The 14,897-nt window shown below is 46.0% G+C and carries 12 protein-coding genes and 8 tRNA genes; 3 read left to right on the forward strand and 17 right to left on the reverse strand.

The window, feature by feature from the left end:
- The first annotated feature begins 74 nt into the window (after nucleotides 1-74).
- The 3 genes from acs to FW758_RS12205 all read left to right on the forward strand — a co-directional run bounded on the left by acs (nucleotide 75) and on the right by FW758_RS12205 (nucleotide 4,325).
- The gene (gene acs, locus FW758_RS12195) at nucleotides 75-2,027 is read left to right on the forward strand and encodes an acetate--CoA ligase (RefSeq protein WP_446445523.1); all 1,953 of its coding nucleotides are present in this window, start codon (nucleotides 75-77) and stop codon (nucleotides 2,025-2,027) included.
- Between the two features lie 222 nt (nucleotides 2,028-2,249).
- A complete protein-coding gene (locus FW758_RS12200; RefSeq protein WP_446445524.1) occupies nucleotides 2,250-4,004 on the forward strand; it encodes a DEAD/DEAH box helicase in 1,755 nt (584 codons plus the stop codon).
- 60 nt (nucleotides 4,005-4,064) lie between these two features.
- Complete coding sequence (locus FW758_RS12205; protein WP_006081259.1) at nucleotides 4,065-4,325, forward strand: GrxA family glutaredoxin; 261 nt, start codon at nucleotides 4,065-4,067, stop codon at nucleotides 4,323-4,325.
- A 79-nt stretch (nucleotides 4,326-4,404) separates the two neighbouring features.
- On the opposite strand, the gene FW758_RS12210 is transcribed toward FW758_RS12205, so the two are convergent.
- From FW758_RS12210 to FW758_RS12290, 17 genes are all read right to left on the reverse strand, one after another.
- Nucleotides 4,405-5,568, reverse strand: a complete 1,164-nt coding sequence (locus FW758_RS12210) for a DcaP family trimeric outer membrane transporter (RefSeq protein WP_446445525.1) — start codon at nucleotides 5,566-5,568, stop codon at nucleotides 4,405-4,407.
- A 239-nt stretch (nucleotides 5,569-5,807) separates the two neighbouring features.
- Nucleotides 5,808-5,883 (reverse strand) — tRNA-Lys (locus FW758_RS12215).
- 60 nt (nucleotides 5,884-5,943) lie between these two features.
- A tRNA-Lys gene (locus FW758_RS12220) sits at nucleotides 5,944-6,019 on the reverse strand.
- A 37-nt stretch (nucleotides 6,020-6,056) separates the two neighbouring features.
- A tRNA-Lys gene (locus FW758_RS12225) sits at nucleotides 6,057-6,132 on the reverse strand.
- Between the two features lie 37 nt (nucleotides 6,133-6,169).
- Nucleotides 6,170-6,245: transfer RNA gene (locus FW758_RS12230), tRNA-Lys, on the reverse strand.
- A 188-nt stretch (nucleotides 6,246-6,433) separates the two neighbouring features.
- Nucleotides 6,434-6,509 (reverse strand) — tRNA-Lys (locus tag FW758_RS12235).
- 37 nt (nucleotides 6,510-6,546) lie between these two features.
- A tRNA-Lys gene (locus FW758_RS12240) sits at nucleotides 6,547-6,636 on the reverse strand.
- 38 nt (nucleotides 6,637-6,674) lie between these two features.
- Nucleotides 6,675-6,750, reverse strand: a tRNA-Lys gene (locus FW758_RS12245).
- Nucleotides 6,751-6,935: 185 nt separating this feature from the next.
- Nucleotides 6,936-7,011 (reverse strand) — tRNA-Lys (locus tag FW758_RS12250).
- Between the two features lie 142 nt (nucleotides 7,012-7,153).
- Nucleotides 7,154-7,903 (reverse strand): tol-pal system protein YbgF, encoded by a 750-nt coding sequence (ybgF, locus tag FW758_RS12255; RefSeq protein ID WP_011846551.1) that lies wholly within the window; start codon nucleotides 7,901-7,903, stop codon nucleotides 7,154-7,156.
- Nucleotides 7,904-7,927: 24 nt separating this feature from the next.
- A complete protein-coding gene (gene pal, locus FW758_RS12260) occupies nucleotides 7,928-8,461 on the reverse strand; it encodes a peptidoglycan-associated lipoprotein Pal (protein ID WP_071938868.1) in 534 nt (177 codons plus the stop codon).
- Nucleotides 8,462-8,507: 46 nt separating this feature from the next.
- Nucleotides 8,508-9,836: a Tol-Pal system beta propeller repeat protein TolB gene (gene tolB / locus FW758_RS12265; protein ID WP_446445526.1), complete on the reverse strand. Its 1,329-nt coding sequence runs from the start codon at nucleotides 9,834-9,836 to the stop codon at nucleotides 8,508-8,510.
- A 13-nt stretch (nucleotides 9,837-9,849) separates the two neighbouring features.
- Nucleotides 9,850-10,890 (reverse strand): cell envelope integrity protein TolA, encoded by a 1,041-nt coding sequence (tolA, locus tag FW758_RS12270; protein WP_446445527.1) that lies wholly within the window; start codon nucleotides 10,888-10,890, stop codon nucleotides 9,850-9,852.
- A complete protein-coding gene (gene tolR / locus FW758_RS12275) occupies nucleotides 10,891-11,325 on the reverse strand; it encodes a protein TolR (RefSeq protein ID WP_006081253.1) in 435 nt (144 codons plus the stop codon). It abuts the gene before it with no gap.
- Nucleotides 11,325-12,011, reverse strand: coding sequence for a protein TolQ (gene tolQ, locus FW758_RS12280; protein WP_446445528.1), 687 nt, complete (start codon nucleotides 12,009-12,011; stop codon nucleotides 11,325-11,327). The genes tolR and tolQ overlap by 1 nt, the downstream gene beginning before the upstream one ends.
- A complete protein-coding gene (gene ybgC, locus FW758_RS12285) occupies nucleotides 12,001-12,402 on the reverse strand; it encodes a tol-pal system-associated acyl-CoA thioesterase (protein WP_006081251.1) in 402 nt (133 codons plus the stop codon). Before ybgC ends, tolQ begins: the two co-directional genes overlap by 11 nt.
- 171 nt (nucleotides 12,403-12,573) lie before the next feature.
- Nucleotides 12,574-14,757: a prolyl oligopeptidase family serine peptidase gene (locus tag FW758_RS12290; RefSeq protein WP_446445529.1), complete on the reverse strand. Its 2,184-nt coding sequence runs from the start codon at nucleotides 14,755-14,757 to the stop codon at nucleotides 12,574-12,576.
- Nucleotides 14,758-14,897: the final 140 nt, after the last annotated feature.

Below are 14,897 nucleotides of genomic sequence, written 5' to 3' on the forward strand. Positions count from 1 at the left end.
ACCAAGGTCTAATGGAGTTGCCGCCCCCTTGCATACCATACTCAGTCCACGCAATTTTTCAAAAGGGAAGCCCTATGAGCTCGCAGTCTCTCTACAAAGTCTCCGGCAATATCGCTGCCAATGCACTTGTAAACAACGATAAATATAAAACAATGTACCAAGAGTCGATTGTCAATCCTGAAGGTTTCTGGAGAGAACACGGCAAGCGTATTGATTGGATTAAACCCTATACCAAAATTAAAAAAACCTCTTTTGATGATCATAACTTATCGATCAACTGGTTTTATGACGGCACCCTGAATGCTTCTGCCAACTGTTTAGATCGTCACTTAGCCGAGCACAGTGATCGCGTGGCGATTATTTGGGAAGGCGACAACGCCAGCGAACAACGCAAAATTACCTACGGTGAATTACATGCAGAGGTGTGTAAATTCGCTAACGCATTACGCAACCAAGGCGTGCGCCGTGGTGACATAGTCACGATTTATATGCCTATGGTGCCAGAAGCCGCAGTGGCTATGCTCGCCTGTGCCCGTATCGGCGCGGTGCACTCTGTGGTCTTCGGTGGTTTCTCACCTGATTCTATCGCCTCTCGCGTGATTGATGGCAAATCAAAAGTCATCATTACCTCAGATGAAGGTATGCGCGGTGGCCGTGCTATCCCATTGAAACGCAACATCGATGATGCCTTAAAAAACCCTGATGTCACTACCGTTGAAAAAGTCATAGTGCTTAAACGCACGGGCGGCAAAGTGGATTGGGTAGAAGGTCGTGATGTGTGGTGGCATTCACTGATGGAAACCGCATCAGAGCACAGCCAACCAGAGGAAATGGATGCCGAAGCGCCGTTATTCCTGCTGTATACCTCAGGTTCAACCGGTAATCCCAAGGGCGTATTGCACACCACTGGTGGCTACATGGTTTATGCGTCTATGACCCATGAGTATGTGTTCGACTACAAAGCGGGCGAAGTGTACTGGTGTACCGCCGATGTGGGTTGGATCACTGGCCACTCTTACATGGTTTACGGCCCACTCGCCAATGGTGCGACAGTGCTTATCCATGAAGGTGTACCGAATCATCCAAGCCCTGCCCGTTTAGGTGAAATGATTGACCGCCATAAAGTGAGCATTCTTTACACGGCACCAACCTTAATTCGCGCGCTGATGGCCGAAGGTAAGCAACACTTCGATAAGTTCGATGGTAGCAGCTTGAGGATCATGGGCTCGGTAGGCGAACCCATCAACCCAGAAGCATGGCGTTGGTACCATGAGGTCATAGGTCATGAACATTGCCCTATCGTCGATACTTGGTGGCAAACTGAAACCGGCGGTATTTTGATCACGCCGCTACCAGGGGCGACCGACACTAAACCTGGTTCAGCAACCCGTCCATTCTTTGGTGTTCAACCTGCCTTAGTCGATAACATGGGTAACATTTTAGAGGGTGAGAACGAAGGTAACTTAGTGTTACTCGACTCTTGGCCGGGCCAAATGCGGACTGTGTATGGCGACCACGAACGATTCGTACTGACCTATTTTAAAACTTTCCGCGGCATGTATTTTACCGGTGACGGTGCCCGCCGCGATGAAGACGGCTACTACTGGATAACAGGCCGCGTCGATGACGTGATCAACGTATCCGGCCACAGATTAGGTACGGCAGAGGTCGAAAGTGCGCTGGTATCACATGAACTGGTTGCCGAGGCAGCAGTAGTTGGCTACCCACACGATATTAAAGGCCAAGGTATTTATGCGTACGTCACGCTAACCCGCGGCACTGAAGAAACCGAAGAGCTACGTCAAGAGCTGCGTCAATGGGTGCGTAAAGAAATTGGTTCGCTGGCAACCCCAGATCTTATCCAATGGGCAACGGGCTTACCTAAGACACGTTCGGGCAAGATCATGCGCCGCTTCCTGCGTAAGATTGCCGCTAACGAAGTGACCAATTTAGGGGATGCATCAACCTTGGCCGATCCAGCTGTGATCGAGACCTTGATTGAATCACGCTTGAATCGTACTGAGTAATATCCGAGTTACGAACAACGTCCACAACGCTTAGTCTATACCCAATAGGCTAAGCGTAACCTGAACCTCCCTTTTTAAACCTCAGGTTAAAAGTGAACCCTGTTGAGAGAGTGTGTGTGATTGATCCTTTCTCTAGCTTGCCCCTCCAACCAGGGGCATTTTTTTTGCCTGTTATGTTAAGCTTACGACCTCACTTATTTTCAGCATAGATTTTTTATCAGCGTGTCAGTCAAACTCAGAGACTATCAACAGCAAGCGGTTAATGCCGCCATCGCCCATTTTAGGCAAAGCCAAGCTTCCGCCGTACTCGTATTGCCCACAGGCGCCGGTAAAAGCATAGTGATCGCCGAACTGGCACGCATCGCCAAAGGCAGGGTTTTAGTACTCACCCACGTGAAAGAATTAGTCGCGCAAAATGCCGAGAAAGTCGGCCTACTCACGGCACAAGCCAGTATCTATGCGGCGGGACTCAATCAAAAAGCCACTGAGGGGAAAACCGTCGTCGCCAGCATTCAATCGGCAGCGCGGGGGTTAACCCAGTTTGATCAGCCGTTCTCGTTAGTGATTATTGATGAATGCCACAGAGTCAGCCTAGAAAAAACCAGCCAATATCAGCAAGTGCTCAATCATTTACGCACGAAAAATCCCCAATTAAGATTGCTCGGCCTCACCGCCACGCCCTATCGCCTTGGCACTGGTTGGATTTATCAGCAGCACTATCACGGCAAAGTGGGGTCTCCCGAACATGCCGTGTTCGAACATTGTGTGTTCGAGCTGCCCATAAGGCCGCTCATTAAACAAGGTTACCTCACAGCGCCAACCCTGTTTGATGGCTTAAGTGCCCAGTACGATTTCAGCCAACTTAAAGCCAACGAGAATGGCGAGTATGCCGAAACCGAGGTTAACGATTTACTGGGGCATTACGGCCGCGCGACCACTGCGATTGTGAAACAGCTCATTGAACTGGGCCAACATAAAAAAGGCATTATCATCTTCGCGGCAACGGTGCGCCACGCCAATGAGATTTTTGGCCTACTCAACCAAGCTCATGCTGCACAGAGCGCCATTATCACGGCACAAACGCACGACAATGAACGAGATGCGACGATTGAACGCTTTAAAGCCCAAGAGCTTAAGTTTTTGGTCAACGTTGCTGTGTTGACGACAGGCTTCGACGCGCCCCATGTGGATTTGATTGCAATTTTGCGCCCTACCGCCTCAGTCAGTCTGTTTCAACAAATGATCGGCCGCGGTTTACGCATAGCTGAAGGTAAAAAAGATTGTCTTATCATCGACTACGCTGCCAATGGTTATGACTTGTATTTCCCCGAGGTCGGCCAAGCGAAACCCAACAGTAAATCGGTACCCGTGCAAGTGCATTGCCCTGTGTGCGATTTTGCTAATATTTTCTGGGGACTCACCGACGACGATGGCGACATCATCGAACACTTTGGTCGCCGTTGTCAGGGCATTGTCGAACAGCATGGTAAAAAGCTACAGTGCGACTTTCGATTTAGATCTAAATCTTGCCCTTATTGCGGTGAAGAGAATGATATTGCCGCGCGCATTTGCCAGCACTGCCTATCGACTCTCATCGATCCCGATAAACGCCTGCGGCAAGTGCTCAGTCAGCAGCACCATCATTTGTTCCGCTGCCAACATATGACGCTCATCGACAATGACGGTAATCTGAAAGTGCAATACCTCGATATCGACGGCAATGAATTTAATCGCCGCTTTAAATTGCAAACTCCGGCCCAGTGGCGAGCCCTATATGCCTTATTCATCTTTTCCCATAGCCGTACACCGGGATTAAAACCGAAAAAGTACACTAAGGTGACAGAGTTAATCAGCGACGCGGATAAATTCCGCATGCCCGATCTCTTGCTACTGAAGAAACATAAAAAAGGCTGGGATCTGCTCGAAAGCTATTTTGATTATCAAGGCCGCTATCAAACTGAAAATAAACACGGCTGACATTATCAATTCACTTAGGCCTATGGTATAAAACGACTAAAGTAATCCTAAGGAGCTATTATGTTCGTTGTTATTTTTGGCCGTCCAGGCTGTCCTTATTGCGTTCGTGCTGTGCAATTATCTGAGCAACTCGTTGAAAAACGTGATGACTTTAAGTTCAGATATGTCGATATCCACGCAGAAGGCATCTCTAAAGCAGATTTAGAGAAAACTGTCGGTAAGCCAGTTGAAACAGTACCGCAGATTTTTGTCGATGAGAAACACGTCGGTGGCTGCACAGATTTCGAACAATATGTTCGCGAAAACAATCTGTTAGATTAAGCTCTACACATATGTGACCCGCTTAATGCAAAAGGAGACCTAAGGTCTCCTTTTTAGTTTTTATCGCAAGTAAGTAAGATTAGAGCACATACTTAGCCGAGAACATGATGCGGCTCAAATCACCATCATCGCCATTTTCTTTACTGTTCTTGGCGTACATATACTCGACACCAAAGGTCAGCGGTTTGCTTGGCGAGTAAAGTAAGTTGATATAACCTGAATAAGCATCCTTATTCACGCCTGAACCGGTTAAAGCCGCATCGTTATCCGCTTGCATGCCTGACAAGGTTATACTGCTGCGCCACTGCTCATTCCACCAATGACGGTAAGACACAAATCCACCTAAAGTACGAATCGACTCGATATCACCGTTAGCATCCAGCACACCCGCATTAATGTAATTGAGTGCCATATAACGACCTAAGCCTTCACCATAGGTGGCCGTGAAGCGAAGATCATCTTTGCCGACCGGAATAATGCCTGCAAAACTCGCGCCATATCCTAGGGCTGAGCTATCAATCTGAGTTGCACCAATCTTAGTTTCTAAATTTAACTGACGGGCAATACCCGCAAAGGAGAACGCCGCGCCGCCGTCTGTTTTGAGGTTATACCGCGCGATAACATCGGGGATGACCCCGCTACCACTGGTAATGCGGGCACCGCCCTGATTTGGCGTGACTGTGGTTTCAGGATTTTCGATCGCGAATTGGAAATTACCTTGGGTATAGCGCAATAGCGTTTGGCGGGCGAACGGGGTTCCGTCGGCAGCACCAACAAAATCGAGATTCTCAGGTAACGCAGCAGCATTTTGGAAGGTTGTCCATGTTTGACCTACGGTCCAATTGTCATAGGAGACAAATGCATGGCGAATACGAGGTGAATAGCTGTTGGAAGTACGTTCATTACCATCAGTGTGGGTCATAAAATCGAGTTCAATAAAGCCAGAAAGTTTATGACCATCGACATCGGTCGTCGCTTTGAAATTAAAACGCGTTTCGCGAGCTTGAAAATCCACGACTTGATTGCCATTACCCTCTTTTCCATAAATAGTACCAGGAACATAAAACTGCCTAGAGAGATCGCCCGAATCCGGGGCGCCATTGCCATAATCACTGAACATAATGTCAGCTTTGATATAACCGCCAAACTCAACATCCGTATCTTTTAGTGATGCCGCATTGGCCGAACTTGCTAATGCCAATAATATTGCACTACCCATCAAGCTTAGTTTTGCTTGTTTCATTTTTTGTCTTTCCCCAATTGTTATTATTTATCCGCAACCAATATGGACAAATTAACAAGTGAGAAACATTGGCAATAGGTCTATGAGACAAAAGTAGAAAATGTCAGGATAAATAATATGTTAGGAAAATATTTGAAATGAAATAAGTAAAACGAAGGTATTAAATCTAGTACTGAGAATTGGAATTTAACTTGGGAAATTCATGGAGGAACTTGAGAGAGATAAAGTGGGGTAATAAGTGGTGGGTCGTGAAGGATTCGAACCTTCGACCAATTGGTTAAAAGCCAACTGCTCTACCGACTGAGCTAACGACCCATCTAGGTATTGCGATATAACTGTTCACTTATTTGTTGCATTTATCATGCTGATAATAAGTGGTGGGTCGTGAAGGATTCGAACCTTCGACCAATTGGTTAAAAGCCAACTGCTCTACCGACTGAGCTAACGACCCATCTGGTGTTGCACTGAATTATGCACTTTCAGTAAAGTGGTGGGTCGTGAAGGATTCGAACCTTCGACCAATTGGTTAAAAGCCAACTGCTCTACCGACTGAGCTAACGACCCATCTGGTGTTGCGCTGATTTATGCACTTTCAGTAAAGTGGTGGGTCGTGAAGGATTCGAACCTTCGACCAATTGGTTAAAAGCCAACTGCTCTACCGACTGAGCTAACGACCCATCTGGTGTTGCGCTGAATTATGCACTTTCAGTAAAGTGGTGTCTCGTGAAGGATTAGAACCATTCGACTGATTGGTTAAAAGCCAACTGCCCTAGCTTTATAAAAAAAGCGACTGAGCTAACGACCCATCTAGGTATTGCGATAAAACTGTTCACTTATTTTAAGCATTCAAAATGCGAATAATAAGTGGTGGGTCGTGAAGGATTCGAACCTTCGACCAATTGGTTAAAAGCCAACTGCTCTACCGACTGAGCTAACGACCCATCTGGTGTTGCGCTGATTTATGCACTTTCAGTAAAGTGGTGTGTCGTGGAGGATTAGAACCATTCTACTGATTGGTTAAAAGCCAACTGCCCTAGCTTTATAAAAAAGCGACTGAGCTAACGACCCATCTAGGTTTTGCGCTGATTTATGCACTTTCAGTAAAATGGTGGGTCGTGAAGGATTCGAACCTTCGACCAATTGGTTAAAAGCCAACTGCTCTACCGACTGAGCTAACGACCCATCTGGTGTTGCACTGATTTATGCACTTTCAGTAAAGTGTTGTGCCATTAAGGATTAGAACCATTCAACTGATTGGTTAAAAGCCAACTGCCCTAGCTTTATAAAAAAGCGACTGAGCTAACGACCCATTCTACTACTGACTATCTCATTAAATACCACTAACTTATTCTATTTATTAGAGTAAGTGGTGGGTCGTGAAGGATTCGAACCTTCGACCAATTGGTTAAAAGCCAACTGCTCTACCGACTGAGCTAACGACCCATTTACTGGTATTTTACGCCCCGAACGACCTCGCCGCTCTGAGGGCGCCTATAATACCTTTTTCATCTTCTCATGCAAGCGCAAATTCCCAATTTTTTGTCGTTTGCATGAAAAACAGACTAAGAGTATGTTTTTTAGTTAATTACGCTTTAATTGCAGCCAGTTGCTGCTGTGCAATGCGCGCTGCTGCGCTGTTTGCGTAATCTTTGACGACTTGTTGGTAGTATTGCGTCGCCCCAGCCTTGTCACCGGTTTTCTCGGCGATCATGCCAAGCTTCACTAAACTGTCACCCCGTTTATTGGAATCACTAAAACGGTCAACCACAGTTTTGAAGGCTTGTTTGGCTTCTGCAAATTCGCTCTTATTAAATAATAGCTGCCCTAACCAATAGTTAGCATTCGCGGCATACACAGAATCTGGGTATTGTTTGATAAAAGCACGGAAGGCAGGAATAGCGTCGTCATACTTACGCTCTTTCAAGACTAAGTTAACGGCACTCTCATAGCTTGCAGTTTCACTTAAACTACTTGAAGCCGCATTCGTCGAGGCTACAGAAGGTGTGGATGTCGCGGCTGCGGCAGCAGGAGCGGCAGATGCCTTTGAGGATAAATTAGCAAGTTCATCATATAACTGACGCTGACGCTGTTGCATCTGCTCAATCTGATAATTCTGTTGTTCGGTTAAACCACGTAAATCGAGCACTTCCTGCTGCAGTGTATCAAGACGGCGCTGCATATCGAGCTCGCTTTGTTGTCTTGATTTTACAATACGTTCTATGCGAGCAAGTCTGTCATCACCCGAACCACCAGCAATATCTTCCACAGGAGCAGGTGCTGCAACTGCAGCACCCGCACCAAGGAACATTGCCGTAATTAAGACGGCACGTTTCATTGTGTTACTCTCCGAGATTCAATCTTAGTAAACTAAAACTGCACGACGGTTTTTGCCAAAACCTTCATCAGTGCGAGAAAAATCAAGTGGTTTTTCTTCGCCATAGCTGACTACGCTCATTTGGCTTGGCTGTACGCCCATACCTTGTAGGTATTTAGCAACGGCTTTAGCACGACGTTCGCCCAGAGCGATGTTGTACTCAGGCGTGCCACGCTCATCAGCATGACCTTCAATCAGTACGCGCACGCTTGGGTGCTCAACTAAGTAAGTGCCATGGGCTTCTAATATTGCGGCGAAATCAGTTTGAACTTCACTGCGGTCAAAGTCGAAGTAAATGATGTGTTGCTTTCTCAAGTCTTCTAACTGCTGACGTTGTTGCTCTTCAGCAGACAACATTGCGCCTACACCACCAGTTTGAATGCCACCATTCAGTTCACTACCTGAACCGTTTGTTGAGCCCATTGCATCAGTTTCTGATTCTGAAGTTGAGCTACATGCACTAAGAGCCATAATTGGAAGTGCTACCAACATAGCTTTTAACAACTTATTCAGATCCATTACGTGTTCCTTATAAAATTAAATGTGATTAAATCAAGGTATAACATTAGAGAAACGGTGACCAAGAAGGTGATTTCACCTCACCTTGACCTGCCGGTAATCTTGCTTTAAAACGTCCATCCGTAGAAACAGCTGCTAATACTTGCTTGCCTTGGTATGTGGTGCCATAGATCACCATAGTACCATTAGGGGCCACACTTGGAGATTCATCCAAACGTGTCGATGTCAGCACCTGCATAAAACGCGTACTTAAATCCATACGCGCAATATTAAATTTACCGTTCGTGCGATTAACAAAAATCATACTGCGACCATCAGGTGTAATTGAACCACCGAGGTTCCATTCACCTTCAAAGGTTTCGCGACTCACTTTACCTGAACTCAACTCTACGCGATAAATCTGTGGTCTACCACCGCGCTCTGATGTAAAAATCAACGACTTTCCATCAGGATACCATGATGGCTCAGTATCGATAGCATAGTGATTGGTAATACGCTTAATGGCTTTGGTCGCAATATCTATGATGTAAATTTCAGGCTGACCATCTTTAGATAAAGTGATCGCCAAAGATTTTCCATCGGGTGAGAACGCCGGCGCACCGTTAATACCAGGAAAAGAGCTCACTTTAGTGCGCACTTGGGTATAAAGGTCTTGCACGAAGATCTCAGCTTTTTTGTTTTCAAAGCTTACATACGCTAAACGACGACCATCGGGTGACCAAGTCGGTGACATCAACGGCTCTGGCGAGCGCAGTAACATTTGTTCATTAACGCCATCATAATCAGCAACCATCAATTGATATGGGGCTTTTTGAGTATGATTGACCACAACATAGGAGATCCGCGTTAAGAATGCACCGCGAATACCAGTTAACTTTTCGTAGACGATATCGCTGATCCTGTGTCCATATTGGCGAAATTGCGCCGCTGAAATCACAGTTTGACGGCTGTCCATCAAAAATTCTGTTGCACTAACTGGGCCTTTCAACGCTTGGTTTTGGGCTTTAACTAAATCGATTAAATCAAAGCTCACCAAATATTGATCGGTACCATAAGGTTTAACGGTACCTAGCACTAACGCTTCGGCGCCAACACTTGACCAAGAATTAGCTTGAAACTGTGCCACAGTGCCAATATTACGCTGAGGCAGTCCAAGTTCGTCTAAAGGTTTAAACGTACCGCTACGCACTAAGTCCGACATCACTACATCCGCAATCGCTTGCGGTGCGGCGCCAGGACCTTGCCAAACAAAAGGCATCACAGCGATGGGACGCGCAGCGTCAACACCTTCTGTGATCACAATATCCAATGCCGCTTTTGCGGGGGGGGTGCACAGCAGAACTGCCAATGCTAACCATTTTGCCAATATTCTCATGGGACTCCTTTAATTAAAACGTTGGTTCAACGATTAAGTTAATTTCTTTCATCAAGTTATAAACTGCAGGGTCCGGAGACACTGGCAATTTACCCGCCTTCAAAATCGCTGCTTTTGCTGCACGACAAACGTTAGGATCACCGCCTTTAGTTTGACTGCTGATCACAAAACCATCATTTGCTAATCGTACAGAGACAGTACAAGTCTTGCCACGCATAGATTCATCCACTACCAAATTACGTTGGATAGTCGATTTAATCATTGCCTGATACTTACCCACTTCACTCTGCATCTGCTTATTCATGGTTTGCGACAACGCCGCCTGCTCCGCCGCTAATGCATCAGCCATTTCTTGCTCCTGCTGGGCGCGGGCTTTGGCTTCAGCATCGGCTTTGGCCTTAGCATCGGCTTTGGCCTTAGCATCCGCTTTAGCTTTAGCATCTGCTTTGGCCTTAGCTTCGGCTTTCGCTTCTGCATCAGCCTTGGCTTTTTCAGCTTTGGCCTTAGCTTCCGCCTCCTTCTGCTTCCGATCGGTCTCGGCTTTTGCTGCAGCGCCTTCTTCCACTTTGCGTTTTTCCGCAGCTTTCTGCGCGGCATCTTCAGCGACTTTACGCTCCTGCTCTTTCAGCTTACGGTCGGCTTCGGCTTTAACTGCCTTTTCCTTTTCCTGCTGCTGTTTCACTTGGGCTAGCTTGGTCGCTTCATTGGCCTTTTGGGTTTCAATTTCTTGCTGCTTACGTTCTTGCTCTAACTGTTTAATCTGAGCTTGTTCACGTTCGCGCGCTTGCTTCGCTTCTTGCGCTTTGCGCTCAAGCTCGGCTTGACGTTCTTGCTCACGGCGCTCGGCATCACGCTTTTCTTGCTTAAGTTTCTCAACTTGATTAGCGACTTTTTGCTGATCAACCATAACGGCTTTAACCGCTGGCGCACTAACTTGTTGCATAGGCTCAGGTTTGTGAGAGAAATCGATCCCCAACGCCAGAATAATTATCACGCCAATATGAATACCCGCTGAAATTGACAGAGGTAATGTTACATCTGACTTATCTGCCACCTATTTCTCCTTGGGTGAATCCGTCATCAAACCGACTGATGGCACGCCAGCACCTTGCAAGGTCACCATCAACTGAATCACTTTATCGTAAGGAATATTTCTATCGGCCTTAACCACCACTGGACGCTCAGGCTCTGTCACCATAAGCGCAGCAACTTCCGTCGCGAGCTCTTCCAAGTCCATCGGTACGTTGGTCGAACCGCCTTTATTCAGATAATAATCACCATCACCGTCAATCGAAGCCACCACTGGTGGCTTACTGTCAGCAGGTAAAACTTCCGCAGCCCCTTGAGGCAGCTCCACTTTTACCCCTTGGGTGACTATGGGCGCTGTTACCATAAAAATAATTAACAGCACGAGCATCACGTCGATATAGGGCACCACGTTGATTTCGGCAACGGGGCGACGACGTTTGCGCTGATAAGCTGGTTGCATTATGCCCCTTCCTTCTCACTGTATGCTTGGCGATGCAAAATGCTGGAGAACTCTTCCATAAAGTTTGCGTAGGCCATTTCCAATTTATCGACTTGAGTCGAGAAACGGTTGTACGCAATAACCGCAGGTATAGCAGCAAATAGACCCATAGCCGTTGCAATCAAGGCTTCAGCAATACCGGGGGCAACCATAGCTAAGGTCGCGTTTTCCATCGAACCAATAGCGATAAATGAATTCATAATCCCCCATACCGTACCAAATAAACCGATATAAGGGCTAGTCGAACCAATAGTCGCTAATAAGGGTAAGTTAGCTTCTAACTTTTCCATTTCGCGAGAAAGTGTCACACGCATAGCACGTGATGTACCGTCCATCACGGCATCGGGCACTTTGCTATTTAATTTATTCAGGCGTGAATATTCTTTAAAGCCAGTCACAAATAATGACTCTAAACCGCTATTATCAGGACGAGTCGATAATTCTTTATATAAACGGTTTAAATCAACGCCTGACCAAAATTTGTCTTCAAACTTCGCCGATTTACTTTTTGCGGATGTCAGTAAGCAACGGCGTTGTAAAATCACCGTCCAAGACATCACTGACAAGCAAAGTAAGGTGAACATAACAAATTTCACTAATAAACTGGCTTGTAAAAATAACCCAACAATCGACATATCAGCTTGCACTGTCAAACTCCTGCACAATATTTAAGGGAATAGCTCGGGGACGCATTCGTGACAGCGCAACACAAACAACCAGCACTGTGCCTTCACAATAACAGTCTCCCTGTTTATCGACCAAGCGTTGATGAAAGATCAACGAGGCCTTTTTCAACTCTATGACCTTAGTTTCAACAATAAGGTTCTGTTCAAAACGTGCCGCTTTGCGAAAATCTAATTCCGCACGCTTTACCACAAAGGCGGTATCGTCGGCTAAAAGCGCAGTCTGACTCACGCCAAGGGCTTTTAGCCACTCGGTTCTCGCCCGCTCAAAAAAGTTGAGATAGTTCGAATGATAGACAACGCCGCCAGCGTCGGTGTCTTCGTAATAGACTGAAATAGGCCAATGAAACATCATTTGAAAATAAGCAAATTTTGGTTGAAAAATTGACGCTTACTATACCTAGGGAAACAAGACTTGTGAATGACCCGACGAAGATATAGATAGGAATAGCGCGGGTTTCAGATGAATAGGGGCAATTGTAAAAGACAATGGGGTCAAAGGACCCCATTTTATTAACATAGTTAGTTATTTTGCGATAGTTTGTGGCAGTGTTAAGCCAAAACTCTGCCACAAGAAACTGTAGATATCGGCAAATTCATCAATCTTCATCGCCGTCGGTTTACCGGCTCCATGACCCGCATTAGACTCGATACGCATAATCACAGGTTCAGTGCCTTGTTGCTTATCCTGCAACATGGCTGCGAACTTGAAACTGTGTAATGGCACGACGCGATCATCATGATCGGCAGTCATCACCATAGTCGCTGGGTAAGCTTGCGCTTTCACATTGTGATAAGGCGAATAAGCCAATAGCGCTGGGAATTGATCGGCTTTATCGGCACTGCCATATTCACTCGTCCAAGCCCAACCAATAGTGAACTTATGGAAGCGCAGCATATCCAGAACGCCCACCGCAGGTAATACGGCAGCGAAAAGTTCAGGGCGTTGAGTTACCGCAGCGCCCATCAACAGACCACCGTTACTGCGGCCATAGGCACCTAACTTAGTGCTATTCGTGTATTTCTCACTCACTAGATATTCAGCGGCGGCAAAATAGTCATCAAACACATTTTGCTTTTTATCGAACATCCCCGCTTGATGCCAGCTTTCGCCGTATTCAGCGCCGCCACGTAAACTCGGCACAGCGTAAATACCGCCCATATCTAACCAAGCAATGTTGGCAGGACTAAAGCGTGGTGTCATTGAAATGGCAAAGCCACCATAGGCATAAAGTAATGTTGGGTTTTGACCGTTCTTCACTAAGCCTTTCTTATAGGACAGCATCATAGGCACACGCGTGCCGTCTTTGCTGCTATAAAACACTTGCTCAGAAACATAGTCATCGGGATTAAACGACACCTTAGGTTTGGCAATCACGCTTGATTCAGCGGTTTTAAAGTCAAACTTATAGGTGGTTTCAGGTTGAATATAGCTATTAAACACATAATAGAAATAGTCTTTGCTTGCTTTGCCAAAAGGCCCAGCCACATTGCCTTGACCAGGTAATGCTACGTCTTGGCGTTTCTGCCCACCCATGCTGTAAATCGATAATTGACCTAATACATCGTGTAAATAACTCACCACTAAATGGTCATTAATTATGGCGACGTTATTTATCGGATCTGTAGACTCTGGAATAATGGTTTGCCATTGGGATTTCTCGCTATTGCGGGTATCAATCGCAATCACTTTACCGTTAGGCGCATCTAAGTCGGTTTTAAAATAAAACACTGAACCATCATTACCGAGAAACTCATATTCAGCTTCTAAGTTGAGGATCAATTCCACCACTTGTGATTTAGGCTCAAATAAGGATTTATAGAAGAAACGATTACGCTTATCCGTACCTTGAGAAATCGACAGTAATAGGTATTCGCCTTTCTCGGATACCTCGATACCAAAGCCCCAATCTTTATTCTGTGGGCGCTCGTAAATCAATAAATCTTGGCGCTGATCTGTGCCTAATTTATGGTAATACACTTTTTGGTTGAAATTGACGTCGGCTAAGACATCTCCACCCGCAGGGGCATCATAGCGAGCATAAAACACACCTTGGTTTTCTTTATCCCACACTGCGCTAGAAAATTTAATCCATTTCAATTCATCGGCAAGTTTCTTACCGGTTGCGATATCAACAAACTGCCATTGCTGCCAATCTGAGCCCGAATTTGACACACCATAGGCTAAAATTTTACCGTCGTTACTCACTGCAACACCTGATAGCGCCACAGTGCCATCCGCTGACAGTTTGTTTGGATCGAGAACTGGCTTTTCAACGCCATCTAACCCTTTGACATACAAAACAGATTGCGCCTGCAGGCCATCATTACGGTAGTAAAATTGATTGTCGCCATTCTCAAATGGGGCGGAGACTTTTTCGTAATTCCACAGCTCAGTGATGCGATCGACCACTGCTTGTTTATTGGGGATCTTGGCTAAATAGGCTTGACCGAAGGCTTGTTGTTCTTTTACCCAAGCTTCCGTTTCTGGCGTATTGGCCTCTAAATGGCGGTAAGGATCCGCCACGGTAACACCGTGAATGGTTTCGACGAGATCATCTTTTTGAGTCACAGGGTAAACCAATTTATTTGCGCTTGCCTGCTCAGTCGAATTTTGTTCAGGTGCATTGCCACTTTGGCAGGCACCGAGTGCCATTCCCAATGTGGCCACTAACAAACCTTGCTTTGCAAGGCGAAATCGTAATGCCATCTTGTTATCGTCCTTCTTGTGGTTTCGGGCTTAAGGCCTTTTCAGCAAGTACTATACAAGCAAAAAAAATCATGGCAATGCCGTAACTTAATAAGAAGATTTTTAGGTTGTATCGCAGATTTAACAAAATGGCAGCAAGG

This window comes from Shewanella sp. 1180_01, assembly GCF_052850535.1.

Excerpts from the sequence above, each read along its gene's own strand:
- tolR (WP_006081253.1), bottom strand. The coding sequence starts at position 11,325 with ATGCAACCAGCTTATCAGCGCAAACGTCGTCGCCCCGTTGCCGAAATC.
- acs (WP_446445523.1), top strand. The coding sequence starts at position 75 with ATGAGCTCGCAGTCTCTCTACAAAGTCTCCGGCAATATCGCTGCCAAT.
- FW758_RS12210 (WP_446445525.1), bottom strand. The coding sequence starts at position 5,568 with ATGAAACAAGCAAAACTAAGCTTGATGGGTAGTGCAATATTATTGGCA.
- ybgC (WP_006081251.1), bottom strand. The coding sequence starts at position 12,402 with ATGATGTTTCATTGGCCTATTTCAGTCTATTACGAAGACACCGACGCT.
- ybgF (WP_011846551.1), bottom strand. The coding sequence starts at position 7,903 with ATGAAACGTGCCGTCTTAATTACGGCAATGTTCCTTGGTGCGGGTGCT.
- FW758_RS12290 (WP_446445529.1), bottom strand. The coding sequence starts at position 14,757 with ATGGCATTACGATTTCGCCTTGCAAAGCAAGGTTTGTTAGTGGCCACA.
- FW758_RS12205 (WP_006081259.1), top strand. The coding sequence starts at position 4,065 with ATGTTCGTTGTTATTTTTGGCCGTCCAGGCTGTCCTTATTGCGTTCGT.
- tolB (WP_446445526.1), bottom strand. The coding sequence starts at position 9,836 with ATGAGAATATTGGCAAAATGGTTAGCATTGGCAGTTCTGCTGTGCACC.
- pal (WP_071938868.1), bottom strand. The coding sequence starts at position 8,461 with ATGGATCTGAATAAGTTGTTAAAAGCTATGTTGGTAGCACTTCCAATT.